Annotated in this window: 21 protein-coding genes and 1 tRNA gene; 12 read left to right on the forward strand and 10 right to left on the reverse strand. The window is 69.6% G+C overall.

What is annotated here, in order from left to right; translation table 11 throughout:
* Positions 1 to 86 precede the first annotated feature (86 nt).
* Complete coding sequence (locus ACTIFS_RS00085) at positions 87 to 872, reverse strand: enoyl-CoA hydratase (RefSeq protein WP_439571990.1); 786 nt, start codon at positions 870 to 872, stop codon at positions 87 to 89.
* Positions 873 to 986: 114 nt separating this feature from the next.
* Positions 987 to 5228 (reverse strand): ATP-binding protein, encoded by a 4242-nt coding sequence (locus tag ACTIFS_RS00090; protein ID WP_439571991.1) that lies wholly within the window; start codon positions 5226 to 5228, stop codon positions 987 to 989.
* A gap of 235 nt (positions 5229 to 5463) precedes the next feature.
* Here ACTIFS_RS00090 and ACTIFS_RS00095 point away from each other — a divergent pair, with 235 nt between their 5' ends.
* The 5 genes from ACTIFS_RS00095 to ACTIFS_RS00115 all read left to right on the forward strand — a co-directional run bounded on the left by ACTIFS_RS00095 (position 5464) and on the right by ACTIFS_RS00115 (position 9429).
* Positions 5464 to 6294: an ion transporter gene (locus tag ACTIFS_RS00095; RefSeq protein ID WP_439571992.1), complete on the forward strand. Its 831-nt coding sequence runs from the start codon at positions 5464 to 5466 to the stop codon at positions 6292 to 6294.
* Between the two features lie 139 nt (positions 6295 to 6433).
* Positions 6434 to 6820 (forward strand): phasin family protein, encoded by a 387-nt coding sequence (locus tag ACTIFS_RS00100; RefSeq protein WP_439571993.1) that lies wholly within the window; start codon positions 6434 to 6436, stop codon positions 6818 to 6820.
* 270 nt (positions 6821 to 7090) lie between these two features.
* Positions 7091 to 7630, forward strand: a complete 540-nt coding sequence (locus tag ACTIFS_RS00105; protein WP_439571994.1) for a phasin — start codon at positions 7091 to 7093, stop codon at positions 7628 to 7630.
* A 330-nt stretch (positions 7631 to 7960) separates the two neighbouring features.
* Positions 7961 to 8037, forward strand: a tRNA-His gene (locus tag ACTIFS_RS00110).
* Between the two features lie 93 nt (positions 8038 to 8130).
* Positions 8131 to 9429, forward strand: coding sequence for a cystathionine gamma-synthase family protein (locus tag ACTIFS_RS00115; RefSeq protein WP_439571995.1), 1299 nt, complete (start codon positions 8131 to 8133; stop codon positions 9427 to 9429).
* A gap of 5 nt (positions 9430 to 9434) precedes the next feature.
* On the opposite strand, the gene ACTIFS_RS00120 is transcribed toward ACTIFS_RS00115, so the two are convergent.
* The 6 genes from ACTIFS_RS00120 to ACTIFS_RS00145 form a co-directional block, all read right to left on the reverse strand.
* Positions 9435 to 10208 carry an enoyl-CoA hydratase/isomerase family protein gene (locus tag ACTIFS_RS00120; protein WP_439571996.1) on the reverse strand — a complete coding sequence of 258 codons (774 nt, stop codon included), beginning with the start codon at positions 10206 to 10208 and terminating at the stop codon, positions 9435 to 9437.
* Positions 10209 to 10429: 221 nt separating this feature from the next.
* The gene (locus ACTIFS_RS00125) at positions 10430 to 12400 is read right to left on the reverse strand and encodes an acetyl/propionyl/methylcrotonyl-CoA carboxylase subunit alpha (protein ID WP_439571997.1); all 1971 of its coding nucleotides are present in this window, start codon (positions 12398 to 12400) and stop codon (positions 10430 to 10432) included.
* A 2-nt stretch (positions 12401 to 12402) separates the two neighbouring features.
* Positions 12403 to 14025 carry an acyl-CoA carboxylase subunit beta gene (locus tag ACTIFS_RS00130; RefSeq protein ID WP_439571998.1) on the reverse strand — a complete coding sequence of 541 codons (1623 nt, stop codon included), beginning with the start codon at positions 14023 to 14025 and terminating at the stop codon, positions 12403 to 12405.
* A gap of 465 nt (positions 14026 to 14490) precedes the next feature.
* Positions 14491 to 15144: a glutathione S-transferase family protein gene (locus tag ACTIFS_RS00135; protein WP_439571999.1), complete on the reverse strand. Its 654-nt coding sequence runs from the start codon at positions 15142 to 15144 to the stop codon at positions 14491 to 14493.
* On the reverse strand, positions 15141 to 16304 hold the full coding sequence (locus ACTIFS_RS00140; RefSeq protein ID WP_439572000.1) for an acyl-CoA dehydrogenase family protein: 1164 nt from the start codon (positions 16302 to 16304) through the stop codon (positions 15141 to 15143). The genes ACTIFS_RS00135 and ACTIFS_RS00140 overlap by 4 nt, the downstream gene beginning before the upstream one ends.
* Before the next feature lie 90 nt (positions 16305 to 16394).
* Positions 16395 to 17189, reverse strand: coding sequence for a helix-turn-helix domain-containing protein (locus tag ACTIFS_RS00145; RefSeq protein WP_439572001.1), 795 nt, complete (start codon positions 17187 to 17189; stop codon positions 16395 to 16397).
* A 277-nt stretch (positions 17190 to 17466) separates the two neighbouring features.
* Between ACTIFS_RS00145 and ACTIFS_RS00150 the strand changes: the two genes are divergently transcribed.
* Together ACTIFS_RS00150 and ACTIFS_RS00155 are read left to right on the forward strand one after the other, a co-directional pair.
* Positions 17467 to 18561, forward strand: coding sequence for a TRAP transporter substrate-binding protein (locus tag ACTIFS_RS00150; RefSeq protein ID WP_439572002.1), 1095 nt, complete (start codon positions 17467 to 17469; stop codon positions 18559 to 18561).
* Positions 18562 to 18795: 234 nt separating this feature from the next.
* On the forward strand, positions 18796 to 20226 hold the full coding sequence (locus ACTIFS_RS00155) for an aldehyde dehydrogenase family protein (RefSeq protein WP_439572003.1): 1431 nt from the start codon (positions 18796 to 18798) through the stop codon (positions 20224 to 20226).
* 63 nt (positions 20227 to 20289) lie between these two features.
* On the opposite strand, the gene ACTIFS_RS00160 is transcribed toward ACTIFS_RS00155, so the two are convergent.
* The gene (locus ACTIFS_RS00160; RefSeq protein WP_439572004.1) at positions 20290 to 20916 is read right to left on the reverse strand and encodes an SCO family protein; all 627 of its coding nucleotides are present in this window, start codon (positions 20914 to 20916) and stop codon (positions 20290 to 20292) included.
* 7 nt (positions 20917 to 20923) lie between these two features.
* The gene (locus ACTIFS_RS00165) at positions 20924 to 21109 is read right to left on the reverse strand and encodes a hypothetical protein (protein WP_439572005.1); all 186 of its coding nucleotides are present in this window, start codon (positions 21107 to 21109) and stop codon (positions 20924 to 20926) included.
* Positions 21110 to 21207: 98 nt separating this feature from the next.
* Here ACTIFS_RS00165 and ACTIFS_RS00170 point away from each other — a divergent pair, with 98 nt between their 5' ends.
* The 5 genes from ACTIFS_RS00170 to ACTIFS_RS00190 all read left to right on the forward strand — a co-directional run bounded on the left by ACTIFS_RS00170 (position 21208) and on the right by ACTIFS_RS00190 (position 26757).
* Positions 21208 to 22242: a ligase-associated DNA damage response exonuclease gene (locus ACTIFS_RS00170; protein ID WP_439572006.1), complete on the forward strand. Its 1035-nt coding sequence runs from the start codon at positions 21208 to 21210 to the stop codon at positions 22240 to 22242.
* Positions 22239 to 24068 carry a cisplatin damage response ATP-dependent DNA ligase gene (locus ACTIFS_RS00175; protein ID WP_439572007.1) on the forward strand — a complete coding sequence of 610 codons (1830 nt, stop codon included), beginning with the start codon at positions 22239 to 22241 and terminating at the stop codon, positions 24066 to 24068. The genes ACTIFS_RS00170 and ACTIFS_RS00175 overlap by 4 nt, the downstream gene beginning before the upstream one ends.
* 266 nt (positions 24069 to 24334) lie before the next feature.
* On the forward strand, positions 24335 to 24772 hold the full coding sequence (rnk, locus tag ACTIFS_RS00180; RefSeq protein ID WP_439572008.1) for a nucleoside diphosphate kinase regulator: 438 nt from the start codon (positions 24335 to 24337) through the stop codon (positions 24770 to 24772).
* Between the two features lie 69 nt (positions 24773 to 24841).
* Complete coding sequence (locus tag ACTIFS_RS00185; protein WP_439572009.1) at positions 24842 to 25921, forward strand: AbrB family transcriptional regulator; 1080 nt, start codon at positions 24842 to 24844, stop codon at positions 25919 to 25921.
* 92 nt (positions 25922 to 26013) lie between these two features.
* Entirely contained in the window at positions 26014 to 26757 is a 744-nt protein-coding gene (locus ACTIFS_RS00190; protein WP_439572010.1) for an SGNH/GDSL hydrolase family protein, read from the forward strand.
* The last annotated feature ends 15 nt before the right edge of the window (positions 26758 to 26772 follow it).

The raw sequence follows: 26772 nt of genomic DNA on the forward strand, positions 1-26772 counted from the left end.
AACGGCGGCCGGAGCATCCCCCCGTCCCGCAGGGCACCTGCGCGCCGTCCGAATGCCCGGCAGCCATGCGCCTGCGCCGGTTGCTCTCAGCGATTGGTGAAGGACGGCGGGCGCTTCTCGGCAAAGGCGGCCATGCCTTCCTTCTGGTCGGCCATGGCGAACATGGCGTGGAACACGCGCCGCTCGAACCGCACACCCTCGGCGAGCGTGGTCTCATAGGCGCGATTGACCGATTCCTTGGTCATCATCACCGCCGGCAGCGACAGGTCTGCGATCTGGGAGGCGACCTTGACCGCCTCGTCGATCAGGCCTTCGGCCGGCACAACGCGCGAGACCAGGCCGACGCGCTCGGCTTCGGCTGCGTCCATCATCCGGCCGGTGAGGCACATTTCCATCGCCTTGGACTTGCCGACGAAGCGGGTCAGCCGCTGCGTGCCGCCGGAACCGGGCATGACGCCGAGCTTGATCTCGGGCTGGCCGAAGCGGGCGGTGTCGGCGGCCAGGATGAAGTCGCACATCATGGCGAGTTCGCAGCCGCCGCCGAGCGCATAGCCGGCGACCGCCGCGATGATCGGCTTGCGCCGCTGGGCCACCCGGTCCCAGGTGGTGATGAAGTCCTCCAGATAGCTCTCCGGATAGGACTTGTCCTTCATCTCCTTGATGTCGGCGCCGGCGGCGAAGGCCTTGTCGGAGCCTGTGACCACCATGCAGCCGATGCCGGGGTCCTTCTCAAAGCCATCCATCACGGCATTGAGCTCGCCGATCAGCTCGCTGTTGAGCGCGTTCAGCGCCTTCGGCCGGTTGAGGGTGATCAGGCCGACCTTGCCGCGGGTCTCGACGAGAAGGGTCTGGTAGGCAGCCGGTCCGGCCATGGCGTGTCCCCCGATAGGTGCGATTGGCATCAGGCGGGCACAGCTAGCCGAGGCGCGAGCGCCTGTCATCCCGTCCGAACGGGGATGGCGGCATCGGGGCGGCCGCGCCTGACCCTATTCGGCGAGCACGCGCGTCGGCGGAAACACCACCTCCACCAGCGTGCCCTGGTTGGGCGTGGAGGAGATGCCGAAGGAGGCGCGGTTGGCCTCGACCAGCGCCTTGGTCAGCGGCAGGCCGAGGCCGGTGCCCTTGGCAGCCCGCGACGAGGTGATGGCCACCTGCCGGAACGGCTCCATGGCGGCCTTCAGCTCGGTCTCGGTCATGCCGACCCCGGTGTCGCGCACGCGCATCACCGCCTCGCCGGCATCCGACAGCGCTGTGGAAATGATGATCTGGCCGCCAGCGGGCGTGAACTTCACCGAGTTCGACAGCAGGTTCAGCACGATCTGGCGCAGCGAGCGGGCATCCGCCACCACGTTCGGCAGGCGCTGGTGCAGCGACGAGCGGATGATGACCCGCTCACGATTGGCCTGCGGCTGCATGATGGCAACGGTGGACTGGACGATGTCGTTGAGATCGACGCTGGTGAACGACAGTTCCAGCTTGCCGGCCTCGATCTTCGACAGGTCGAGCAGGTCGTTGATCAGCGACAGGACATGGCCGCCGGAGGCATGGATGTCCTTCAGGTAGTCGCGGTAGCGCTCGTTGCCGATCGGGCCGAAACGTTCCTCGATCATCACCTCGGAAAAGCCGATGATGGCGTTCAGCGGCGTGCGGATCTCGTGGCTGATCTTGGCGAGGAAGTCCGACTTCTGCGAGGAGGCCTGCTCGGCCTGCCGCTTGGCGGCGAGAAGATCCTCCTCCGCCTTCTTCCACTGGCTCATGTCGCGGAACACGGCCGCAAGCTTCGGCCGCGCGGCCGGGCCGGTCCGGCCCATGGTCATGTAGAGCGGAATAAGCCCGCCCTGCCGCACCCGGCCGATGACCTGGCGCCCGTCATTGAGCACACTGGCGACGCCGTTTGACAAAAGGCCGTCGCAATAGTCGAGCACCGAGCGGTGGCTCTCGGGCGCGAACAGGGCGGTGAGGCTGCGCCCCTTCATGTCGCCGGCCTCGTAGCCGAACAGCGCCTCGGCCGAGCGGTTCATGCTCTCGATGGCGCCGTCCGCCGTCACCAGAACGATGCCGTCCGTGGCGGTGTCCAGGATCTGCTCGACCTCGTCGAGCCGCCCGCGCAATTCGCCGAGCGTCTCGGTCTCGCCGGCAGGCTCGTCGGCGAGGCGGGTGACGGCGAACAGGAAGGCCGGCTCGCCCTCCCAGGTGACGCGCGACAGGCGCGCCTCGACGGGCATGGTCTCATGGCCCTCGCTGCGCAGCCGGACCGGCGCGGCGCTGTCGCCGCGCGGATCGTGCCGGTCGCCGGCAAACAGGCGCGCAATGCCGCCCGCGGCCTCGAGCGCGGTAGCGTCGGCCAAGCCGACCCAGTCGAGCAGCGTGCGATTGGCGAACAGGATGGCGTTGCCGCGATGGACGACGAGGCCCAGCGGCACGCGGTCGAGAAGGGCAAGGGACGGGTGCGGCGCGGCAGCGGCCGGCGCGGCACTCGCGGAGATGGCGCCGAACGCGCTCGGCAGCGGGCCGAACGGCGTGCCGGACTCGACGAAGGCCGGGGGAGCTGCCGCAGGAGCCGGGGGGGCATCGACAAGCCCCTGGACAGTCGGGCCATCGGCAGGCTGTTCGGCCGCCGGCTCCTCGGCGACGGGCGACGTCGCCGCAGCATCAGTCGCGTCGTCCGGCGTGGCTTCGTCGGTCGGTGCGTCTTCAACCGGAGTTTCTTCAACCGGAGTTTCCGCCGCCGCAGGGTCTTCCGCCGCGGGTTCTTCCGCCGCGGGTTCTTCCGCCGCAGGGTCTTCCGCCGCAGGGTCTTCCGCTGCAGGGTCTTCCGCCGCGGGTTCTTCCGCCGCGGGTTCTGCCGCTGCAAGTTCTGCCGCCGCTGGGTCTTCCGCCGCTGGGTCTTCCGCCGTCGCCTCGTCCGGCGTCGCTTCTTGCGCCAACGCGTCTTCCGGCCCGGCCTGGTCGGGCCCGGCAAGGTCCGTCGTTTCCGGGGCAACCGATGCGTCCGGCGCCTCGGTCGTCTCGGTCGCTGCGGTCGGTTCGGCGGGCTCCGGGGAAGCCGCCGGACCGGTCGGCTCGGTAACGGAGGCTGGCGTCCCGCTCGTCACGGGGCTTGCCGTGGGCGTGTCGGACGGTGCGTCCGTGGCATCCGCCGCAGGCACGGGTTCCTGTGGCTTGACCGGCACGTCGTCCTCGGTGCGGGCACCGAGCGCACGGGCAATCTCGCGGAAGGCGTTGCGCTCGCCGGGCGAGAGCGTGGTGCGCTTGACGTCGACGCCGGCCGAGGAGCGCAGCGCGACCACATTGGCCGGCTTGGTGTGAACGGTCAGGTGCGGACGACCTTCGCCATCCGGCAGGCGTGCAATGTCCGCCTCGCCATCGACCATCGGGTCGGGGGGAATGGTCTCCGTGACGGCAGGCGATGAGGCGACCGCCTCCGGCGGGTCATCGGTCGCAACGTCCGGCGGCGCGGCTTCGCTCGTGGCGACGGCGGCTGGGGCCTGATCGGGCTCCGCGTCCGCCACCAAAGCGGGCGGCGCGATCGCAGCTTCGGCTTCGGTTTCGGCTTCGGTTTCGGCTTCGGCTTCGGCTTCGGTTTCGGTTTCGGTTTCGGCTTCCGCTTCGGCAGGCTCGGCTTCGGCTTCGGCTTCGGCAGGATCGGCTGCATCGGGAGGCGGCTCGGCGCCACCCTCCGCGGCGGGTTCGGTGGCCGGCGCATTCTGCCCGATCACAGGACTGGCCTCGGCGGCCTCCTCACCGGCAACCGGTGCCTCGGGCGCGTCGGCTGCGGCTTCCGCGGCCTCGACGGGCGCGTCTTCCTCCGCGTGATCGGAAGCGGGCTGCTCGTGTTCGGGCGGCTGGAGCGGGAGATCCTGCGACGCCGGCGCGTCATCCCCGGCTGCGGGGTCGTCAGGCTGGTCCTGTCCGGCCATGTCGGGCACGGCCGGGGAGACCGGCGCACGTTCCTCCACGACCAGGCCGAAGCCGGCATAGCTGGGGGCGGCCCCCTCCCGCAGCGAGGGAAAGGCTGCCAGCGACACGGCCAGCCGGCGGGTGGTGCCGAGCGGCCAGACGGCCGCAACGCCGCTGAACGGGCGGGCGGCAGCGACCGACCGGGCCAGAACCCCTTCGGGATCGAGCCCGAAACGCGCGGTGGCCTCGGCGAGGGTCAGGCCGTCGGGAGCGGCGAGATCCGGCTGGTCGATGCCGTGGAAGCGGCCGTCGCCATCCAGCCGCCAGGCGAAACGAACGGGCACGGCGAGGCCGGCATCGCGGCCGGGATCAGGAGCCGCGACGGCCGCGACCGCCAAAGCGGGCTCCAGGTCGGCAAGAGGGCTCTGACCGGCATCCGGCACGACAGGCTCACTGGCCTGATCGCTCGCCTCGGGCGCTGCCACTTCGGTATCGGCGGCCGGCGGGGCCTCCGCGACAGGAGCGGACGCCGGCTGCTCCGGCGCCTGCCCGACATCGGCGGCATCCGCAGGAGGTGCGGTCCCGGAAGGCTCGGTTTCTGCAGTCCCGGTCTCTGCAACTTCGGTTTCGATGGTCTCGGCTTCGGCAGGCGCGGGTTCGATGGTACCGGTTTCGACGGGTTCGCTCTCGGCCTGCGCCGCGACCGGTTCATCGACCGGTTCGGCCGGATCGTCCGCCAGCTCTGGCGGCTCCTGCCGGATTGGCTCCCCGTCATCCGCCTCATGATCGACCGGCGCTGTGGCGGCGATCTCGGCGGCCGCCTCCCCGGCGACCTGCGGAGTGGCCGGCTGCGCCGACGCCTCCAGCGGCACGGATTCCAGCCCGAGGGCCTTCAGTGTCTCGAGGGTGACCGCCTGCGGATCGCCCGCCGCCGTCTGGGCAAGCCGCACGATGACGGCCTCGCCGGAGCCGACCGCGATCCGCTGCGCTTCGGCGACAGCGTTCTCCGAGCCGAAACGGCCGAACACACGCAATCGCCCCGGCCGGACACCGTCATCGGTCGCAAGCCCGGAGGCCAGACGGACGATCTGGGCGGCGAAGGGATGGGCGGCCGGATAGGCGCGGGACATCGCGGTGGCGGGGTCGGCAAGCCCCATCGCGCGGGCGCCCGCAGCATTGGTTGCGATCAGCCGCCAGCCATCCCTCGACCAGACCCACCAGGCAGCGGGCAGGCCAAGGAGCGCCGCCGCGGCCGGCACGGCGAACAGGTCCGCGAGGCTCGGGCCACCGGCGGTCGAGGCTGGCCCTTCCAGGTCCGGGGAGTTCATGCGTCCGATCCGATGCGACAGGAGGCGGCGCGTGCGCCCGCCCCGCCATCATGATGAACGATATGTTGAGCGATTGTGTCGGAACCGCGCCGATGCGTCCACGCCACGCCACCCGCCCGGGCCGTCAACCCGCGATTAGGGTTAATGCGGAGGCCTTCCGGCGCTTGCGGGCGGGGCAGCCGTGGCCTGGCCATGCTAAAGCGGACCGCCGCCACTCTCCAGTCCGACGGGTCCCATGATTGCCGCCCTGAGCAAGCTCATCGAGGCGCCGCTGTTCGAGCGCACCATCATCGCCCTCATCATCGTCAACGCCGTGATCCTGGGGCTGGAGACCAGTGCCAGCGTCCGCGATGCCTATGGCGACGCGCTGGCCGCGCTGGACCGGGTCATCCTGGCTGTCTTCGTGGCGGAGATCGCCGCAAGGCTCGCGGTGAGGGGCTGGCGCTTCTTCCGCGACCCCTGGAGCCTGTTCGACCTGTTCGTTGTGGGGATCGCGCTGGTTCCGGCGACCGGCTCGCTGTCGGTGCTGCGCGCCTTGCGCGTCCTGCGCATCCTGCGCCTGATCACGGTCGTGCTGTCGCTGCGGCGGGTTGTCGGCGGGTTGTTCGGGGCCCTACCGGGTATGGCCTCGATCGGCCTGCTGCTGTTCCTCATCTTCTACGTCTTCGCCGTGATCGTGACCAAGCTCTATGGCGAGGCCCTGCCGGAGCGGTTCGGATCGCTCGGCGCCTCCGCCTTCACGCTGTTCCAGGCCATGACCTTCGACGACTGGTCGGCCAGCATCGTCAAGCCGCTGACGGATGCCGGTTTCATGTCCGGCTGGGTGGTGATCATCGTCTTCATGGTCCTGTCGGGGCTTGTGGCGCTGAACCTGTTCATCGGCGTCGTGGTCACCGCGCTCGACACCGTGGCGCAGGACGAGAAGAGGCTCAGCGGCAAGGAGACGGCAGATCCCGTCGAACCGGCCGCTCTCGGCGACGAGGTGATCCGGCGGCTGGACACCATGGCGCAGGAGATCGGCGCGCTGAGGGCCGAGGTCGCCCGCCTTGGCGGCGCGCGATCCTGAACCGTCTGCATCCGTCCGGCCCTCCCGTGCGTATTGCCTCCGGGAGCTTTGCAACCGGTCGCGGATCGGCCAAGCTCGGATGGGTCGGCCGCTGTCAGGGTGATTCCCGATGCACAGCGGCCCGCAAAGGGAGGTTGGCATGTCCAGCAACGAGCCGGCGCCCTATGCCATCCCGATCGAAATGCGCGAATTCGCCGACCGCAGCGTCGAACAGGCGCGCAGGGCCTTCGAGGGCTTCGTCGGCGCGGCCCAGCGCACGGTGGAGGCCATGGAGCAGTCGTCGGGAGCCATGCAGACCGGAGCGCGCGAGACCAGCCTGATGGCGATCGGCATCGCCGAAGCCAATGTCGCGGCCTCGCTCGCCTTCGCCCAGCGCATGGTCCGGGCGTCCGACATGATGGAGATGATGCAGATCCAGTCGGAATTCCTCCAGAGCCAGATGCAGGTCATGCAGGCTCAGGCGCGCGACCTGGGAGCAGCCGCGGTGACGGCCCCGCCGGCGCCGAAGCCCGCCCGGAAGGGCTGAATCGGCGTGTGACGAAGCGTTACATCGCTTTTCATCTCCGACTTGGCCGAGTTTCTGCACTGCACATAGAAATCGAGGCGGTTTGACGCCGGTTTCGCCACGTTTGAGGCATGTGCGCTGCAATAATTGTTGCGCTGCAATATCCCGGATGCTATAGGAGCGTTAACGGCAGCCCTGCGGCGATCTCTCGCTGCGCTGAGCCGAACCGCGCGATCCGTCAGGGGCAGACGCGTCCGCCTTGTCCGCAATTGCCCCTGTGAGGAGCTCTCGATGACCCAGACCGTCAAAGCCGCCAAGACCGAGAAGACCGAGGCCGCCAAGGTGTTCCCGTTCCCGGCGTTCGACCTGTCCAAGTTCGAGATGCTGAAGTTCGAAATGCCCAAGTTCGATGGCGCCGGCTTCGACATGTCGAAGCTGGAGGTTCCGGCCGCCCTGCGCGAGCAGACCGAGAAGGTCGTCGGCCAGATGAAGGAAGGCTATGCCAAGCTGAAGGCCGCCGCCGAGGAGACCACGGATCTCGTCGAAGACACCTACGCGACCGCCTCCACCGGCGTGAAGGACTTCAACATGAAGGCCCTCGAGCTGACCCGCGCCAACATGAACGCCAGCTTCGACCATGCCCGCGACCTGATGGGCGTGAAGTCGCTCGCCGAGGTGATCGAGCTGCAGTCGGCCTATCTGCGCAAGCAGTTCGAGACCATGCAGGCCCAGACCAAGGAACTGTCCTCGATCGCGCAGAAGACCGCCACCGACACGTTCGAGCCGGTCAAGGGCAAGGTCGAGAAGGCCTTCGCCAACGCCGGCAAGTAAGCGCGCGCCGCACTGGCGGCCCGCAGGCTTGTTTCCGCGGATGCCGCGTATCGGGCGCCGCCGCGGTGCATGACGCATCCCGTGCCTGATGTTTGCAGTGCCTGATGTTTGCAGTGCCTGGCACCTCCCCAGGTGCCGCGTTTCTCCCCAAGACCGGGCCCATGGCTGCGGTCGGACTTCAAGCCCGGGCCTCGGCCCGGGCTTTTTTCATGGGCGGGCGACAATTGCGTCGATCTGTGACGGAGGTCACAGGCGACGACCTTGCATTGGCCGGACCTTGCGACTAGGTTCGCGCCGCTCGGACAGGTCGTCCCGTCCGTCACGCATCGTGCAGCCGTAGCTCAGTTGGTTAGAGCGCCAGATTGTGGCTCTGGAGGTCCCCCGTTCGAGCCGGGGCGGCTGTACCACCTCCCCCCTTCCGAAATGTGCGAAAGGTCTTGCCCACAAAGGGGCGGGCCTGGGGTAGCCTGCGATCTCCCGGCCCTCCCGCGGAGAGACCCATGACAGCGCCAAAGCCGTCCAGAACCCATATCGGCAACCACGCCCTGCATCCCGAGACGCTGATGCTGAGCTACGGCTTCGATCCGCTGCTCTCGGAAGGGGCCGTGAAGCCGCCGGTCTTCCTGACCTCGACCTTCGTCTTTCCGACCGCCGAGGAGGGACGCGATTTCTTCGACTTCGTGTCCGGCCGGCGCGAGCCGCCCAAGGGCACCGGGGCGGGGCTGGTCTATTCGCGTTTCAACCACCCGAACAGCGAGATCGTCGAGGACCGGCTGGCCGTCTACGAGCGGACGGACGCCTGCATCCTGTTCTCGTCCGGCATGTCGGCGATTGCCACGACGCTGCTCGCCTTTGCCCGCCCGGGCGATGCCATCCTGCATTCCCAGCCGCTCTATGGCGGCACCGAGACGCTGCTCTCGCGCACCTTTGCCGAGATGAAGATCGCCGCGGAGGGCTTTTCCGACGGGGTGGACGAGGCCGCGATGCGCGCGGCCGCCGAAGCCGCCATGGCCAAGGCGACGGCCGGGGGCGGGCGCGTGTCGGTGATCCTCATCGAAACGCCGTCCAACCCGATCAACACGCTGATCGACGTCGCGCTGACCCGGCGGATCGCCGAAGAGATCGAAGCGCGCCAGGGCCATCGGCCGGTGATCGTCTGCGACAACACGCTGCTCGGCCCGGTCTTCCAGCGCCCGATCGAGCATGGCGCCGATGTCTCGGTCTATTCGCTGACCAAATATGTCGGCGGCCATTCCGACCTGATCGCCGGCGCCGCGCTCGGCAGCCGCGAGGTGACCAAGCCGATCAAGGCGCTGCGCGGCGCCATCGGCACGCAGCTCGATCCGCATTCGTGCTGGATGCTCGGCCGCTCGCTGGAGACGCTGAGCCTCAGGATGGGGCGGGCCAACGACAATGCCCGCGCCGTGGCCGAATTCCTGCGCGACCACCCGAAGGTCGCGAAGGTCCACTACCTGCCCTTCCTTCCCGCAGGATCGCCGGAGGCTGAGGTCTTCGCCCGCCAGTGCGAGGGGGCAGGCTCGACCTTCTCCTTCGACATCCGGGGCGGCGAGGCGGCCGCCTTCGCCTTCCTGAACGCCCTGCAGATCTTCAAGCTGGCGGTCAGCCTCGGCGGCACGGAATCGCTGGCGAGCCATCCGGCCGCCATGACCCATTCGGGCGTGCCGCTGGCGGTGCGCCAGCGCATCGGCGTGCTGGACACGACGATCCGGCTGTCGATCGGGGTCGAGCATCCCGACGACCTGATCGCCGACCTCACCCAGGCTCTGGCGCTGGTCTGAGCCGTTCAGCGGCCGGGCCAGACCGGCTTGCGCTTCTCCTGGAAGGCGGCGATGCCCTCCTTCGCATCCTCGGTGGCGGCGGTCAGCGCGATCTGCCCCTCGGTGAAGGCGATCGCCTCGTCGAAGCTCATCGACTGGATGGCGCGCATGGCATATTTGCCGCGCCGGATGGCGGCCGGAGACTTGTCGGTGAGGCGGCCGACCAGCCAGTCGACCCTCGCGTCCAGTTCGCCGGCCGGCACCACATGGTTGATCAGGCCGGCGGCCCTCGCCTCGTCCGCCGTGAAGGGCTCGCCCGTGAGGCACCATTCGGCCACCAGCCGGCGCGGCACCGTGCGCTGGAGCAGGCTCAGCACCTGCATCGGAAAGACACCGACCTTCACCTCGGGCAGGCCGAACAGGGCATCGGCCGTAGCCACCGCCATGTCGGTCATGCACAGGAGGCCCATCCCGCCGGCCATGCAGGTGCCGTTGACGCGGGCGATCGACGGCTTCGTGCTGTTCTGGGTGAGCCGCAGCAGGTCGGCATAGTCGGTCGTGGGCTTCGAGGCGTCCTGGAAGGCGCCGGTCCCGCGGCCGAGATCGGCACCGGCGCAGAAGGCCTTGTCGCCGGCCCCGGTCAGCACGATGACGCGAATGGCGGGATCGTCCTGGGCCGAGCGCCAGCCCGCCGCAAGGCCGGCAATGACCTCGGCGTTCATGGCATTGCGCTTGTCCGGCCGGTTGATGGTGAGGGTCAGGACATGGCCGGCGGTGGTGGTCAGAACGGCATCGGACATGGGTCGTCTCCCTGGATCCTCATGGATGGCATGGGGGTCTTGCGTCCTTCGAGGCTCGCTTCGCTCGCACCTCAGGATGAGGAAGGCCGGGCCTTGCAAGCCGGTCGGGCTGCGGACCGCCGCGGGCCGCATCACCCCCGGATGCCAGGCTGTCCCTCCTCATCCTGAGGTGCGAGCGAAGCGAGCCTCGAAGGACGCAGAACCGGGATGCCGTCCATCCCTCACCCCGCGCCGGCCTTGTCGATCATCGCCAGAAGCCGGCCGGTCGTCACCTGCTCGCCGGCCGCGACCGCGATCTCGGTGATCTTGCCGGCAACATCCGCCGCATGGACATGCTCCATCTTCATCGCCTCCAGCGTGACCACCGGCTGGCCGGGCGCCACCGTGTCGCCGGCCGCCACATGCACGGCGACCACCCGGCCGTTCATGGCGGCCGCGATCCGCCCGTCGCCGCCCCCGGAACCGGCCCGCAGCGCGATGGCGCGGGTCAGGTCGCGGACATGGACCTGATCGGCGCCGCGCTGCAGGAACAGCTCGGGCCCGCGCCTCAGATAGGGCACGGCAAGACCCGACGGGCCGTGGCGCAGGCGGACGAGGCCCGGCTCGACAGCATCGACCTGAAGCGTCAGCCCCGCCTCGCCTTCGGCAATGACATAGGCGCCGTCCCGCTCGCGGTGGATGCCGACCGCGTGCCGCGCCCCGCCGGTCTCCAGCACCATCGGAACGGGCAACGGCGGGCCGACATGACGCGGACGCCGGCGATAGCGGGCGGCGGTGTCGTCGACGAACAGGACGAGCGCAGCCAGCATGGCATCGGGAATGTCGTCCGGGATTGCCCGCCGCAGCGCCTCCCCATGGGTCGCGATGAAGCCGGTCGTGGCCGCACCCGCCGCGAAGGCCGGGTGCTCGATGACGCGCTTCAGGAAGCCCTGGTTGGTGGCAATCCCCAGCGCCACGGCGCGGTCGAGCCCGCCGGACAGGCCTGCGCAGGCGGCGGCGCGGTCCGCGCCATGGGCGATGACCTTGGCGATCATGGAATCGTAGAAGGGGGGCACGGCCGCGCCCGGCGCCATGGCCGTCTCGATGCGCGGGCCCTCGGGCATGGACCAGGCCCCGAAACGGCCGGCCTGCGGCATGAAATCCTGCGCCGGGTCCTCGGCGCAGAGCCGCACCTCGATGGCGTGGCCAGAGAAGCGGATCTCGTGCTGGGCGAGCGGCAGCGGCTCGCCCATCGCCACCCGGATCTGCCATTCGACCAGATCGAGGCCGGTGATCGCCTCGGTCACCGGGTGCTCCACCTGCAGGCGGGTGTTCATCTCCATGAAATAGAACGCGCCGGTTGAATCGAGCAGGAACTCGAGCGTTCCGGCCCCCTCGTAGCCGAGCGCCTGCACGGCCTTCACCGCGACCTCGCCCATGCGGCTGCGCAGGTCCGGCGAGACGGCGGGCGATGGCGCTTCCTCGACCAGCTTCTGGTGGCGGCGCTGCACCGAACAGTCGCGCTCGCCGAGATGCACGGCATGGCCGAGGCGGTCGCCGAACACCTGGATCTCGATATGGCGCGGCTCGACCACCGCGCGCTCGAGCAGCACGGTCGGATCGCCGAAGGCATTGGCCGCCTCCGAGCGGGCGCTGCGCAGCGCGGCGGCGAATTGGCCGGCCTCCGTGACGAGGCGCATGCCACGGCCGCCGCCGCCGGCCACCGCCTTGATCATGACCGGAAAGCCGATGCGGGCCGCTTCGGCCACAAGCCGGTCGTCGGACTGGTCGTCGCCCTGCCAGCCGGGAACCGTCGGCACGCCGGCTGCCTGCATGATGGCCTTGGCGCCGGCCTTGTGGCCCATGGCCTCGATGGATTCGGCCGAGGGTCCGACAAAGACCAGACCGGCCGCGCGGCAGGCCCGGGCGAAGGCGGCATTCTCGGCAAGGAAGCCGTAGCCGGGATGGACGGCATCGGCGCCGGAGCGCCGCGCCGCGGCGATGATCGCCTCGATGGAAAGATAGGACTCGGCCGGCAGCGGCCCGCCAATCAGCTCCGCGCGGTCGGCGAAGCGGACATGGGCGGCATCGGCATCGGCGGTCGAATGGACGGCCACGGTGGCGAGGCCCATGCGCCGCGCCGTGCGCATGATCCTCAGCGCGATCTCGCCGCGATTGGCCACCAGCAGGCTGCGGAAGGGTGACGCGGTCATGGTCACGGCCTCGCCACCGAGAACTGCATCGGCCGCGGCCGCCGCCGCTCCGCGTCGCGGCAGATGGCGAGGGACTCGGCCAGCACGGCGCGGGTGTCGCGCGGGTCGATGACGCCGTCGTCGAGCAGCCGGGCCGAGGTGGTGAACACGTCCATCTGGCTCTCGAACAGCTCGGTGATCTGCGCCTTCATGGCAGCGATCTGCGCCTCGTCCGGCTCCCGGCCGCGCCGCGCCGCACCGGCGCGGGCGACGATGGCCATGGTCTCTGCGGCCTGTTCCGCGCCCATCACGGCGGTGCGCGCATTCGGCCAGGAGAAGCAGAAGCGGGGATGGAAGCCGCGCCCGCACATGCCGTAATTGCCGGCGCCGTAGGAGGCGCCGCAATAGAGCGTGATCTGCGGCACGGTGGCATTGGTCACCGCCTGGATCATCTTGGAGCCGTGCTTGATCATGCCGGCCTCCTCGTAGGCGCGGCCGACCATGTAGCCGGTGGTGTTGTTGAGGTAGAGGAGCGGCGTGCCCGACTGGCAGCATCCTTGAATGAAGTGCGTCGCCTTGTTGGCGCCGTCCGGATCGAGCGGGCCGTTGTTGGTGATGATGCCGACCGCATGGCCCTCGATCGCCGCATGGCCGCAGACGGTGGCCGGGCCATAGGCCTGCGAGAAGGGCCGGAAGTCCGAACCGTCGACGATGCGGGCGATGACCTCGCGCATGTCGACCGGGCGCTTGAGATCCGCCGGCATGATCCCGAGCAGGTCCTCCGCGTCGTAGGCGGGTTCCGCGAAATCCCGCTCCGGCTCGCCGGGCCTGTCACGGTTCCAGTCGAGCGAGGCGACGATCTCGCGGGCAATCCGCAGGGCATCGCGGTCGTCCTCGGCCATGTAGTCGCCGAGGCCGGAAACGGTGGTGTGCATCTCGGCGCCGCCGAGTTCCTCCTCGGTCGCGACCTCGCCGGTGGCAGCTTTCAGCAGCGGCGGTCCGGCCAGGAAGGCGCGCGTCCGGCCGCGCACCATGACGATGTAATCCGACAGCCCCGTCTGGTAGGCGCCGCCGGCGGTCGAGGACCCGTGCGTGACGGTGATGACCGGCAGGCCGGCGGCCGACAGGCGGGCAAGATTGCGGAAGGTCGAGCCGCCATGGATGAAGTGCTCCACCCGGTAGCGCAGGAGGTTGGCGCCGGCGCTCTCGACGAGCTGGATATAGGGCAGCCGGTTTTCCAGCGCGAGTTCCTGGCCGCGCAGCTTCTTTTCGAGGCCCATCGGCTGGAGCGCGCCGGCATCGATGCCGGCATCTGAGGCGGAGACGAAGCAGCGCACGCCGGCAACGATGCCGATGCCTGAGATGACGCCCGAACCGGGCACGCTCCTGTCCGGGTCGGGCACGTCCATGCGGTAGCCGGACAGGGTGCAGAGCTCGATGAACGGGGCTCCGGGGTCGAGGATCAGGGCGATGCGCTCGCGCGGCAGCAACTGGCCCCGCTCGTGGAAGCGCGGGCCGGCCGCGGCCGAGGCCTGCCGGGAACGGGCCTCCAGGCTGCGCTGGCGCTCGACGAGCCCGAGCATGTGGGCGCGATTGGCCTGAAAGGCCTCGCCCGAGGCAGAAATGCGGGTCTCGATCACGGCCATGAAGGCTCAGGTCCTCGCAAGGGTCTTGCCGGCAACATTGGCGGGCGGGCGGACAGGCGTCTTGTGTGGAGTGGCTGGTGGCGGAGAGGGATACGGGCCGTGCATTCCGATAGGTGGAGGTTCCGGATCAATGTCCTTTTATGTGAAAATACACCTTGACAGCGTGACGATGGTTTGGTAGATTCGCGGCATGTTCGAAAGCTGCGCCCGGCGGGGGAAACCCTGGCCGGGCGTCGTCGTTTCGGGCCCTCTGACGCGCGTTCGGGAGGGCCGTGTCCTGCTGCCGCACTATGTCCCATGCCCCCACCCTTACCCTCCCCGCTGCGCGGAGAGGGCGACTACGACGTTCCGTCTTGTCGTTGCCGCCGTGCCTGGCCCGACCGTTGCGAACGAGGCGAGAGGCCGAAGTCCCCCCTCTCCGCGCAGCGGGGAGGGTGCGGGTGGGGCCACTCGCCAAATCGCGCCCTATCCGAAGCTCGCCTTGACGCCCTGCTCGACGGCAGCCGTCTGCTGCGCGGCCAGCGCCCGCCTGTAGCCCTCGCGCCCCTTGAGGCGCTGCCAGTAGGCGGCGGTCTGAGGCTGGAAGTGCTGGTCAAGACCGATGATCTCGGCAAGGCCGAGGGCATAGCCGACCGCGATGTCGGCCGCGGTGAAACGTCCGGCGGCCACCCATTCGTGGGTCTGGAGGCGGGCGTCCAGCATGCGCATGCGCGCCAGCGTCCATTTCGAATAGTCCTCGACCACCTGCGGCTGGCGCCGCTCCGGCGGCTCGAACCGGCCGTAGCGCAGCACCAGCGTCTGCGGGAAGGTGAGGGTCGCATCGCTCTGGTAGAGGTAGTTCAGCCAGGTGCCGTAATCCGGCTCGTCCGGGGTGACCGCCAGCGGCGTCGGGCCGTGGCGGGTCGCCAGATAGTGGCAGATGCCGGTAGACTCGCTCATCCGCGTCTCGCCGTCGATCATGAACGGCACGGTGCCGAGCGGATTGAGGGCCAGAAACTCCTTCGCCATGGCGCGCGGCGGGAACGGCAGCATCTTCAGCTCATAGGGCAGCCCCATCTCCTCCAGCATCCACAGGGGGCGGATCGAGCGGGCGGAGACGCAGTGATAGAGCGTGATCATGACCGGTTGCTCATGCCCGGCAGGGTGCCCATGGCCTTGGAGATGATCGACAGCATGACCTCGTCGGCGCCGCCGGCAATCGAGGTCAGGCGCGAGTCGCGATAATAGCGGGTCACCGGCGTCTCGTTCATGTAGCCCATGCCGCCCCAGTACTGCATGCAGCTGTCGCCGACCTCGCGGCCGAGGCGGCCGGCCTTCAGCTTGGCCATCGAGGCGAGCGTCGTCATGTCCTCGCCGGCCAGCATCCGTTCGGTGGCGCGATAGACCAGCGAGCGCAGCAGTTCCACCTCGGTCTTCAGCTCGGCGAGGCGGAAATGCACGACCTGGTTGTCGAGGATCGATTTGCCGAAGGCCTTGCGGCCGCGGGTATATTCGATGGTCTGGTCGATGATCCGCTCGGCCGGCTTGAGCTTGGCGGCGGCGCCCCACAGGCGCTCCTCCTGGAACTGCATCATCTGGTAGGTGAAGCCCTTGCCCTCCTCGCCGATGCGGTTGCGCTTGGGCACGCGCACCTCGTCGAAGAAGATCTGCGCGGTGTCGGAAGAGCGCATGCCGAGCTTGTCGAGGGTGCGGGCAACCGTGACGCCCTTCTCCTTCATCGGCACGCAGATCAGCGACTTGTTGCGGTGGGGGGCGCCCTCGCCGGTATTGGCGAGAAGGCAGATCCAGTCGGCCTGCGCGCCATTGGTGATCCACATCTTGCCGCCGGTGATCACGTAGTCGTCGCCGTCGGAGCGGGCCGTGGTCTTCACCGAGGCGACGTCCGAGCCGGCGCCCGGCTCCGACACGCCGATGCAGGCGACATAGTCGCCGCTGATCGAGGGAGCGAGGAATTCGCGCTTCAGCGCATCGTCGCCGAAGCGGGCCAGCGCCGGCGTCGCCATGTCGGTCTGCACGCCGATGCCCATGGGCACGCCGCCGCAGGTGATGCCGCCCAGTTCCTCGGCCATCAGGATGGCATAGGAATAGTCGAGGCCCATGCCGCCGTGCTCGACCGGCTTGTTGAGGCCGAGCAGGCCGAGGTCGCCCATCTTCCTGAACAGGTCGTGGGCCGGAAACCGGCCCGCCTCCTCCCAGGCATCGACATGCGGGTTCACCTCGGCGGCGATGAATTTCTGGATGGTCCGGCGGACCTCGTCGTGCTCGGCGGTGAACAGCATGGGTGCGGCGTCCTGACGGGAAGGGGTCGGGTCCAAGCCTAGGCAGGCGGGCGACCTGCAGGCTTGCGTGAAGTGGTCATGGCGGGCGGCTCAGGGCCCCGCTGCTTCCCCCGAACGGAAGATCTCCAGCTCGCGCGAGCCGGAAAAGATCGCCCGCGGCTGGAGGCCGTAGAAGCGGCGGATGGAGTGGGAGAAATGGGTGGAATCGGGATAGCCGATATCCAGCGCCAGATGGGCCATGTTGATGGTCTCGTTGGCGTAGTTGAGCAGGTGGCGGGCCCGCTTCCACGCGCGCAGGGCGCGGAAGGAATGGCCGGTCTCCTGCTTGAACAGATGCAGGAAGCGCGACACCGACAGGCGCGTGAGGGCCGCGCAGTCCTGGGCGCTGAGCGGGTCGCCCGGCCGCTCGCCGAGCACGCCGAGGACGCGCGCGATCCGCGGATCGACCCTGCGCGGCACGAGCGGCTCGCCCAGAGCCTCGGCGTCGAAGGCGGCCGTACTCAGCCGGTGCTTCAGCGGCATGGCGCGCAGCCGCCGATAGGCCGCGCGCAGACGACCGGCCAGTTCCGCCTGGTCCATGGCGCGCGCCGCGGCCTCCAGGCGGGCGAGCGACGCCGGGTCGACGCTTTCCGGCTCGATCAGCACACCGATGACGCAGCGGTGCTCGCTTTGGATGGAATGCTCGCGATAGGCCGGCAGCACGGCGGCCTCGAGCGTCACGGCCGGCTCGCCGGTGACCGACAGTTCGAGGCGCCCCTCCATGCTGCAGAACAGGATGAACGAGCCCAGGGTGCGCTTCCGCGGCCTGCCGAGCAGGCCGGCATAGAAGACGCGCTCGGGACCCACCAGCATGAACCGCTCGGCGCAGGGCCGCGTTCCTTCCATGCCATCCTCCCCCGGAGCTGCGGTCGGCGCCGCGCCCCTTGACGTTAGCGGAAGGCTACAGGAAGTGACGGGCCTGCCGCCAGCCGTCCGGACGACCGGGGGTTGGCGCGACCGGCGCGCGACCGATTTCACAGCAGAATCATGATATTGATCAAAAGTCGCAGCGCTTGGCTGCCTTGCACGGGCAGCCTTGCTCGCCCGGCCATGGCCGGGGTCTATGGCGCCATCGGTAGCCTCCGGAACGGAGGCCACCTGCCAAATCCCTGGAGGAAATCGCATGAAACGCCGGAATTTCCTGGCTGCCTCGGGCGCCGGTCTTGCCGCCGCGGCCGTGGCCGCTCCCGCCGTCGCCCAGTCGGCGCCGGAGGTGAAGTGGCGCCTGACCTCGTCCTTCCCGAAGTCGCTGGACACGATCTATGGCGGCGCCGAGACCATTGCCAAGCAGGTCGCCGAGCTGACCGACAACCGGTTCCAGATCCAGACCTTCGCCGCCGGCGAAATCGTTCCCGGCCTGCAGGCCATGGATGCCGTGTCGAACAGCACGGTCGAGATGTGCCACACCTGTTCATATTATTATGTCGGCAAGGACCCGACCTTCGCCATCGGCACGGCGGTTCCGTTCGGCCTCAATGCCCGCCAGATGAATGCCTGGCTGGTCCAGGGCGGCGGCAACGAGCTGTTCAACAATTTCTACAAGAAGTTCCAGATCCACGCGATCCCGGCCGGCAATACCGGCGCGCAGATGGGCGGCTGGTTCCGGAAGGAGATCAAGACCGTCGAGGATCTGAAGGGCCTGAAGATGCGCATCGCCGGCATCACCGGCCAGGTGCTGACCAAGCTCGGCGTGGTGCCGCAGCAGGTGGCCGGCGGCGACATCTACCCGGCGCTGGAGAAGGGCACGATCGACGCCGCCGAATGGGTCGGCCCCTATGACGACGAGAAGCTCGGCTTCAACAAGGTGGCGCCGTTCTACTATTATCCTGGCTGGTGGGAGGGCGGCCCGACCGTCCACGCCATGATCAACCTGGAGAAGTGGAACGCGCTGCCGAAATCCTACCAGGCCGCGCTGACCAATGCCTGCGCGACCGCCAATCAGACCATGCAGGCCAAGTACGACCTGCAGAACCCGGCGGCCCTGCGCCGTCTGGTGGCGGCCGGCACGCAGCTGCGGCCGTTCCCGCAGGAGGTCATGGAGGCCTGCCTCGCCGCCTCCAACCAGCTCTACGCGGACATCAGCGCCCGCAATGCCGACTTCAAGACGATCATCGAGGCGATGCAGGCGACCCGCTCCGAGCAGTATCTGTGGTGGCAGGTGGCCGAGTTCACCTTCGACGCCTTCATGATCCGCGCCCGCGCCCGCGCCGGCCGCTGATCGACCGAGGCCGTTCAAACCGTTTGCGAAGGGCCGCGCCGCAAGGTGCGGCCCTTTTGCATTGGGGTCGCTTGCGTTGCGGCTGGCCGCCACTGCGGCCCTCCGGAGGGGAGGCCTGCCGGAAAAGCGGGGCTTGCCTCTGGCCTTTTGCCCCGGAACGGTGGCAGGGTCGCGCCCCATCTCCGGAATCCGCCCGTCCGGGGCGGGAACCGAACCGACTGGAGGAGCGAGGCGATGTCGAACAACCTGAAATTTTACATCAACGGCGAGTGGGTCGCCCCGCTGGGCACCAAGACGCTCGAGGTCATCGATCCCTCGACCGAGGAGGCCTTCGCCACCATCGCGCTGGGCACCGAAGCCGATGTCGACCGCGCCGTGGCGGCTGCCCGCGAGGCCTTCAAGACCTTCTCGCAGACCACCAAGGAGGAGCGCCTCGCGCTGATGCGCAAGGTGATGGACGCCTACAAGGCGCGCTATGCCGACATCGCCGACGCGCTGTCGCGCGAGATGGGCGCGCCCAAGAAGCTCGCCCATACGGCGCAGGCCGGCATGGGCACGGCCCATCTCGCCAAGATGATCGAGACGCTGGAAAAGTTCGAGTTCGAGGAGCTGCGCGGCACGACCCTGATCGCCAAGGAGGCGATCGGCGTGGTCGGCATGATCACGCCCTGGAACTGGCCGATCAACCAGATCATGTGCAAGGTGGCCCCGGCGCTTGCCGCCGGCTGCACCATGGTGCTGAAGCCGAGCGAGATCGCCCCGATCAACGCCATCATCTTCGCCGAGGTGATGGATGCGGCGGGCGTGCCGAAGGGCGTGTTCAATCTCGTCAACGGCGACGGCCCGACGGTGGGCGAGGCGATCGCCCGCCATCCGGGCGTGGACATGGTGTCGTTCACCGGCTCCACCCGCGCCGGCATCCTGGTCGCCAAGGCGGCCGCCGACACGGTCAAGCGCGTCCATCAGGAGCTTGGCGGCAAGTCGGCGAACATCATCCTGCCCGATGCCGATCTCGCCCGCGCCGTGAAGCTCGGCGTCGAGGGCTGCATGCGCAATTCCGGCCAGTCCTGCAACGCGCCGACCCGCATGTTCGTGCCGGCCGACCGCCACGAGGAGGCCAAGACGGTGGCCCGGGAGACGGCCGAGAAGCTGAAGGTCGGCGCGCCCGCCGCCGACGACAGCTGGCTCGGACCGGTGGTCTCGGAACTGCAGTACAACAAGATCCAGCGCCTCATCGAGGCGGGGATCAAGGAAGGCGCCGAACTCGTCACCGGCGGCCCCGGCCGGCCGGAGGACCTCAACCGCGGCTATTATGTCCGCCCCACCGTGTTTGCCGGCGTCACCGACGACATGACCATCGCGCGCGAGGAGATCTTCGGGCCGGTTCTCGCCATCCTGCCCTATGAGAGCGAGGACGAGATCGTGGCCCGGGCCAACGACACGCCCTATGGCCTCGCCTCCTACGTGCAGTCGGGCTCGATCGAGAAGGCCCGCAAGCTCGCGGCGCAGATGCGCTCGGGCAATGTCTATATCAACTACCCGGCCTGGGACGGCGGCGCGCCCTTCGGCGGCTACAAGCAGTCCGGCAACGGCCGCGAATATGCCGATTTCGGCCTCGAGGAGTTCCTCGAGATCAAGGGCACGGTCGGCTACGCCGCGGCCTGACCAGACCCCGATCCCTGCGCGACACGGGCGGCCTGCGGGCCGCCCGTTCTGTTTAAGGCGGGCTCACAGATAGCGGCGCAGGTCGCGGGCGGCGACGTCCGGGTCGCGGTTCACCTCGAAGGTGGAGACGAAGGCGCCGTTGCGGTCCATCAGATAGACGAAGACCGTGTGGTCCATCGTGTAATTGCCGCCGTCCAGCGGCACCTTGCGGGCGAAGGCGCGGTAGGCGCGCATGGCGGCCGCCACCTCCTCCTCCGTGCCGGTCAGGCCGCGGATGGAGGCATGAAAACTGCCGAGATAGGTGGCGAGCAGCGCCTGGTCGTCCCGCGCGGGGTCCACCGTGACGAACACCGTGTTGACCTTGCCGGCATCGGCGCCCAGCCGGTCGAGGATCTGCGTCATCTCGAACAGCTTGGTCGGGCAGATGTCCGGGCAATGGGTGAAGCCGAAGAAGACGAGGCTCGGCTTGCCGAGAAGGTCCCTGTCGGTGACGCGCTGGCCGCGCTGGTCGGTGAGCTGGAAGGCACCGCCGATCGCCGAGGGGCCGGGTGCCAGCGCGCCGCCGCGCGGCAGGGTGAAATAGACCACGCTCGCCAGCGCGCCGAGACCGGCGACCAGCAGGGCGAAAGACAGGATGAGGGCGGCGGATCGGCTGCCGCGACGGGGGCCGTCCGGGCGTGTGTCGGTCATGATCGGCTCAGAAGCACCAGGCGAGGCCCGCGGCCAGCGTGTCGAGAAACACCTTCGACCCCTGGCTCCACCAGAGCAGGGCGGCCGTCGCCATCAGGGCCGCGACCGCACCGCCGACAGCCCAGCGCGCCAGGCGCGGGGTCTCGGCACGCGGCGCGTCCGGGTGCGATGGGGTGACGGCGTTCAGGCTCATGACAGATATCTAGTCGATGGGGTGCCAGGATGCAAAAGCGCCATGCGCGGCCGGCGTTCCCCTTTTCGTGAGCCAAGAGCGGACCTACCTGACAGATCATGCGCCCCGAGGACTTGCTCCATCCGACCCCCCAGGGGCTCTATTGTCCGCCGGCCGATGTGTTCATCGACCCCGTCCGGCCGGTCGGGCGGGCGCTGATCACGCATGGCCATTCCGACCATGCCCGCGCCGGCCACGGGGCAGTGCTGGCGAGCGCGGCGACCCTCGCGATCATGGGCCTGCGCTATGGCGAGGCCTTCGCCGCCACCACACAGGCGGCCGCCTGGGGCGAGACGGTGACGATCAACGGCGTCTCGTTCTCGTTCCACCCGGCCGGGCACATTCTCGGCTCGGCGCAGATCGCGGTCCGGCACCGCGGCCTCACCATCGTCGCCTCGGGCGACTACAAGCGCGCGGCCGATCCGACCGCCGAGCCCTTCGAGGTGGTGCCCTGCGAGGTGTTCATCACGGAAGCGACCTTCGGCCTGCCGGTGTTCCGCCATCCGGATGCGGCGGGCGAGGCCGCAAAGCTGCTCGCCTCGGCGCGGCTGTTTCCCGACCGGAGCCATCTTGTCGGCGCCTACTCGCTCGGCAAGGCCCAGCGGCTGATGGCCCTGATCCGCGCCGCCGGCTGGGACCGGCCGGTGCTGGTCCATGGCGCCGTGGAGAAGCTGACCCGCTTCTACGAGGCGCGCGGCCTCGACCTCGGCGACATCCGCCTGGTGCGCGATGTGCCGAAAGCGGAGCTGGCGGGGGCCGTCGTCATCTGCCCGCCGGGCGCGATGAAGGATGTCTGGGCGCGCCGGTTTGCCGACCCGGTCACCGTCTTCGCCTCGGGGTGGATGCGGGTCAGGGCGCGCGCCCGGCAGGGCGGCGTGGAACTGCCGCTGGTCATTTCCGATCATGCCGACTGGGACGAGTTGCAGGCGACCATCCGCGACACCGGGGCGGGCGAGGTCTGGGTCACCCACGGGCAGGAGGACGCGCTCGTCCACTGGTGCGGCACGCAGGGGCTGAAGGCCCGCCCGCTCCGGCTCGTCGGCTATGGTGACGAGGGCGAGGCGGAGCCGGCCATGGCGGAGGGCACGGCATGAACCGTTTCGCCGCCCTGCTCGACCGGCTCGCCTACGAACCGCGGCGCAACGGCAAGCTGGCGCTGATCACCGACTATCTGGCGACGACGCCCGATCCGGAACGCGGCTGGGCGCTGGCGGCGATGACCGGTGCCCTCTCCTTCCGCCATGCCAAGCCGGGGCTGATCCGCGGGCTTATCGCCGAGCGCACCGATCCCGTCCTGTTCGCGCTGTCCTATGACTATGTCGGCGACCTGTCCGAGACCGTCGCGCTGATGTGGCCGGAGCCGGCGGGGGAAGGCGCCGGCCCTGCCCCTTCACCTCTCCCCGGCGGGGAGAGGTCGGCCCCGGCGCAGCCGGGGGCGGGTGAGGGGGATCGCGATCTCCGGACTGCACTTGCCCCCTCACCCGGCGCTGGCACGCCGACCTCTCCCCGCCGGGGAGAGGGGATCGTCGAGCCTCGCGCCCTTGAGCCGGAACGGGCCATCGGCCACAACCGCCCGCCGGCCCCGACCCTCTCGGAGGTCGTCCAGGCACTTGCCACCACGTCGAAGACCGCGCTGCCCGGCCTCCTGGCCGGCTGGCTGGACACGCTGGACGAGACCGGCCGCTGGGCGCTGCTGAAGCTGATCACCGGGTCCATGCGCATCGGCGTCTCGGCGCGCCTCGCCAAGACGGCGGTGGCCGGGCTCGGAGCCGTCGAGACCGACGCCGTCGAACTGGTCTGGCCCGGCCTCAAGCCGCCTTACGAGACGCTGTTCGCCTGGGTGGAGGGGCGCGGCGAGCGGCCCGAGGCGCTGGATCCGGCGCCCTTCCGCCCGCCCATGCTGGCCCATCCGGTCGAGGACAGCGATTTTGCCGCCCTCGATCCCTCGGACTTCCTGGCCGAATGGAAATGGGACGGCATCCGCGTTCAGGCCGCGGCCGGGCGGCTTGCCGATGGCAGCCGCGTCGCGCGGCTCTATTCCCGCTCCGGCGAGGACATCTCTGCCGCCTTCCCGGATCTGGTCGAGGCACTCGACTTCGACGGCGCCATCGACGGCGAACTGGTCGTCATGCGCGAGGGGCGGGTGCAGAGCTTCAACGAGCTGCAGCAGCGGCTGAACCGCAAGCAGGTGACGGCGGCCATGCTGGCCGGCTTTCCGGCGCATATCCGCGCCTATGACCTGCTGTTCGCGGCCGGCGAGGACCTGCGCGAGACCCCCTTCGCCGAGCGCCGCGGCCGGCTGGAGCGCTTCGTCGAGGGACTTGCCAATCCACGGCTCGACCTGTCGCCGCTGGTGCCGTTTTCCGGCTGGGAGAGCCTCGCCGCCGCCCGCCTCGACCCGGCTTCGGCCGGCGCCGGGGTCGATGCCGGAGCCGTCGAGGGGCTGATGCTCAAGCGGCGCGATGCCCCCTATCTGCCCGGCCGGCCGAAGGGCCTGTGGTTCAAGTGGAAGCGCGACCCGATGGTCGCCGATTGCGTGCTGATGTATGCCCAGCGCGGCCACGGCAAGCGGTCGAGCTTCTATTCCGACTTCACCTTCGGGGTCTGGCGCGGGTCTGCGGGCACCGAGGAGCTGGTGCCGGTCGGCAAGGCCTATTTCGGCTTCACCGACGAGGAGCTCGGCCAGCTCGACCGCTTCGTGCGCAACAACACGATCAACCGGTTCGGGCCGGTGCGCGAGGTGGTCCATTCGGCCGCAGACGGGCTGGTCGTGGAGGTCGCCTTCGAGGGCCTGCAGCGGTCCACGCGGCACAAGTCGGGGCTGGCCATGCGGTTTCCGCGCATTTCACGCATCCGATGGGACAAGCCGCCGGGCGAGGCCGACCGGATCGGCGCGCTGGAGGCGCTGCTCGGCGGCTGATCCGCCGGCAACCGCGCCTTGCCGGCCGGCCCGCATCGCCTTGACTCTGCGGGCGGAGGGGCCACATTCGCCTCATGAGCCGCCGCGCCCCGACCTCCTGCCTGTCCGTGAAGCCGATCTTCGGCCTCTGACCCCTGCCCGGCCCCGCGTGCCCCGGGCACGGGGACACGGCCCTTCGGCTCCGGCACGCTCATCTCCCGTCACATTCCGCCCGCGATGCGCGCCCCGACGGGCCGCCCCCGGCAATCCCTTCAGGGACGCTCTTCATGACCACCACCCAAGCCAGCGCCGCGACCGGCGCAACCCCGCGCGGCGCCCGCAAGTCCCGCCCCGCCATCATCGTCTCCGAGCGCGACCACCGGATCGTCTCCGGCCTCGCGCGCTCCGCGCTCGACCGCATCCCCGCGGTTGCCGAGGTGCTGCTCGACGAGATGGACCGCGCCCGCATCGTGTCCGAGACCCGCCGCCCGGCCGATGTCGTCGGCCTCGGTTCCGAAGCCGACTATGTTTCCGAGACCGGCCAGGTGCGCACCGTGCGGCTGGTCATGCCGGCGGAAGCGGACATCGACGCCGGGCGCATCTCCATCCTGACCCCGGTGGGTGCGGCGCTGATCGGCCTGTCGCCCGGCCAGTCCTTCGGCTGGGCGGGGCCGGCCGGCCATCGCCACAGCCTGACCGTGACCGCGGTGCGGCCGGCGGTGTGACGCTCCCGCAAGGCAGGCATGGGCGGACGGCTTTGCCCGCGCCGCCCTTCCATGCGAAGCGGATGCGCCATGCGAAGCGGAAACGCCATGCCGAGCCTTGCCGCCATCCGCGCCTTCCTGAGGTCGTTCGTCGTGCCCTGCCTGGTGGGGCTGGCGGGCGGCTATGGCTTCCACCGGCTCGGCATGCCGGCCGCCTGGATGTCGGGCGCGCTGGTGGCGGCGACGGTCGCCGCCCTCGCCGGCCTCAGGATCCGCGTGCCCGACCCGATCAGCCGGGCCATGTTCCTGCTCATGGGCGTGGTGCTCGGCTCGGCCGTCACGCCCGAGACGCTGAGGCTGATGGTCACCTGGCCGGTGTCCATGGCCGGGCTCGCCATCCTCGTGCCGGCCATCGTCGCCGCGATCACCGTCTATCTGGTGCGGGTGGAGCGCTACGACCGCGAGACGGCGTTCTATGCCTCGGTGCCGGGGGCGCTGAGCTATGTGATGGCGCTGGCCCTGACCTCGAAGGCCGATGCCCGCGTCGTCGCGGTCATCCAGAGCTTCCGGCTGGTGCTGCTCATGGCGGTGCTGCCGGGGCTGATCTCGGTGGCCGGGCTTGGCTCGGGCGGAACGCGGGTGATCGGCGGCACGGGCCCCGGGCACTGGTACGATTTCCCGCTCCTGTTCGCGCTGTCGGTGAGCTGCGGCCTCGGCATGGAGCGGCTGCGCGTGCCGGGCGGTGCAACGGTCGGCGCGATGCTGGCGAGCGCCATCCTCCACGGCACGGGCCTCGTGACCTCCTCGATCCCCGAAATGGTGATGATCGTCGGCTTCGTGGTGATGGGCGTGCTCATCGCCGAGCGTTTCGCGGGCACCTCGCTGATCGAGATCCGCCAGCTGCTGCGGGCCTCGGTTGCCGCCTTCGTCATCGGCACCGCCATCTCGATCCTGCTCGCGCTGGTGGTCGCCTGGATCACCGGTCTGCAGGTCGGCAAGGTCGTGCTGGCCTATGCGCCGGGCGGCATCGAGGCCATGGCCATCCTCGCCTTCCTGCTCGACATGGACCCGGCCTTCGTCGGCGCCCACCACATCGTGCGCTTTCTCGGCATCGCCCTGCTGCTGCCGGTCACGGTGCGGCTGTTTCTCGGGCCGCAGCCGGGGCCGTAACGGAGCGAAAGCGGGTGTGATGCGATTCCCCGTTGCGCGATGCGGCAGGGTTCCGGTATCGGTTGTCCAAACGTGATCTCAAGGGCCTGTGCATGCGCTCTCGCCTAACCCTCGCCGCCCTGTCGGCCATCCTCGCTTCCGCAATCCTTCCCGCCCTCTCCGTCCCGTCGAACGCCCTCTGCACGGTGCCGTCCGTGGCTTCGGCGACGGCGATCGGCTCGCTGCCGCGCATGTCCGCAGCGCTGCGCGCGCGCCAGCCGGTGCGGATCCTCGCCATCGGCTCCTCGACGACCGCGGGGGTCGGCAGCGGCGGCGCCGGGTTTGCCAACCGCATCGGCCCGATGATCAAGGCCCGCTGGCCGAATGCCAGCATCGAGGTCGTGGTCTCGGGCGTGTCAGGCGAGACCGCGGCGGGTGCCGCCGGCCGGATGGCCCGCGAGCTTGCCCTCTATCGACCGGTCCTGGTGGTCTGGCAGCTTGGCACCAACGACGCCAATTTCGGCGTTTCGGCGCGGGACTTCCGAACAACGGTGTCAGCCGGCATCGGCGCCATCCGCGCGGCAGGGGCCGATGCCGTGCTGGTCGATCCGCAGTTTTCCCGCTGGGCCGAGCGCGGCCCGCGGACGGCCGAGTTCGCCGCCATCATCGCCTCGGAGGGTGCGCGGTTCGGCGTGCCGGTGGTCAAGCGCTACAACGCGATGTTCCGGCTTGCCCAGACCAATCGCAATGCCTTCGACGGGCTGATCGCGTTCGACGGCCTGCATCTGACGGCCGCGGGGCATGACTGCATGGCGCGCCAGGTGGCCGGCACCATCGTCGGCACCGCGGGTCGCTGAGCGGACGGCTCATTC

It is taken from the genome of Phreatobacter sp., from assembly GCF_051860605.1.
In the GTDB taxonomy this organism is placed as follows: domain Bacteria; phylum Pseudomonadota; class Alphaproteobacteria; order Rhizobiales; family Phreatobacteraceae; genus Phreatobacter.

Excerpts from the sequence above, each read along its gene's own strand:
- ACTIFS_RS00085 (WP_439571990.1), bottom strand. The coding sequence starts at position 872 with ATGGCCGGACCGGCTGCCTACCAGACCCTTCTCGTCGAGACCCGCGGC.
- ACTIFS_RS00090 (WP_439571991.1), bottom strand. The coding sequence starts at position 5,228 with ATGAACTCCCCGGACCTGGAAGGGCCAGCCTCGACCGCCGGTGGCCCG.
- ACTIFS_RS00095 (WP_439571992.1), top strand. The coding sequence starts at position 5,464 with ATGATTGCCGCCCTGAGCAAGCTCATCGAGGCGCCGCTGTTCGAGCGC.
- ACTIFS_RS00100 (WP_439571993.1), top strand. The coding sequence starts at position 6,434 with ATGTCCAGCAACGAGCCGGCGCCCTATGCCATCCCGATCGAAATGCGC.
- ACTIFS_RS00105 (WP_439571994.1), top strand. The coding sequence starts at position 7,091 with ATGACCCAGACCGTCAAAGCCGCCAAGACCGAGAAGACCGAGGCCGCC.
- ACTIFS_RS00115 (WP_439571995.1), top strand. The coding sequence starts at position 8,131 with ATGACAGCGCCAAAGCCGTCCAGAACCCATATCGGCAACCACGCCCTG.
- ACTIFS_RS00120 (WP_439571996.1), bottom strand. The coding sequence starts at position 10,208 with ATGTCCGATGCCGTTCTGACCACCACCGCCGGCCATGTCCTGACCCTC.
- ACTIFS_RS00125 (WP_439571997.1), bottom strand. The coding sequence starts at position 12,400 with ATGACCGCGTCACCCTTCCGCAGCCTGCTGGTGGCCAATCGCGGCGAG.
- ACTIFS_RS00130 (WP_439571998.1), bottom strand. The coding sequence starts at position 14,025 with ATGGCCGTGATCGAGACCCGCATTTCTGCCTCGGGCGAGGCCTTTCAG.
- ACTIFS_RS00135 (WP_439571999.1), bottom strand. The coding sequence starts at position 15,144 with ATGATCACGCTCTATCACTGCGTCTCCGCCCGCTCGATCCGCCCCCTG.
- ACTIFS_RS00140 (WP_439572000.1), bottom strand. The coding sequence starts at position 16,304 with ATGCTGTTCACCGCCGAGCACGACGAGGTCCGCCGGACCATCCAGAAA.
- ACTIFS_RS00145 (WP_439572001.1), bottom strand. The coding sequence starts at position 17,189 with ATGGAAGGAACGCGGCCCTGCGCCGAGCGGTTCATGCTGGTGGGTCCC.
- ACTIFS_RS00150 (WP_439572002.1), top strand. The coding sequence starts at position 17,467 with ATGAAACGCCGGAATTTCCTGGCTGCCTCGGGCGCCGGTCTTGCCGCC.
- ACTIFS_RS00155 (WP_439572003.1), top strand. The coding sequence starts at position 18,796 with ATGTCGAACAACCTGAAATTTTACATCAACGGCGAGTGGGTCGCCCCG.
- ACTIFS_RS00160 (WP_439572004.1), bottom strand. The coding sequence starts at position 20,916 with ATGACCGACACACGCCCGGACGGCCCCCGTCGCGGCAGCCGATCCGCC.
- ACTIFS_RS00165 (WP_439572005.1), bottom strand. The coding sequence starts at position 21,109 with ATGAGCCTGAACGCCGTCACCCCATCGCACCCGGACGCGCCGCGTGCC.
- ACTIFS_RS00170 (WP_439572006.1), top strand. The coding sequence starts at position 21,208 with ATGCGCCCCGAGGACTTGCTCCATCCGACCCCCCAGGGGCTCTATTGT.
- ACTIFS_RS00175 (WP_439572007.1), top strand. The coding sequence starts at position 22,239 with ATGAACCGTTTCGCCGCCCTGCTCGACCGGCTCGCCTACGAACCGCGG.
- rnk (WP_439572008.1), top strand. The coding sequence starts at position 24,335 with ATGACCACCACCCAAGCCAGCGCCGCGACCGGCGCAACCCCGCGCGGC.
- ACTIFS_RS00185 (WP_439572009.1), top strand. The coding sequence starts at position 24,842 with ATGCGAAGCGGAAACGCCATGCCGAGCCTTGCCGCCATCCGCGCCTTC.
- ACTIFS_RS00190 (WP_439572010.1), top strand. The coding sequence starts at position 26,014 with ATGCGCTCTCGCCTAACCCTCGCCGCCCTGTCGGCCATCCTCGCTTCC.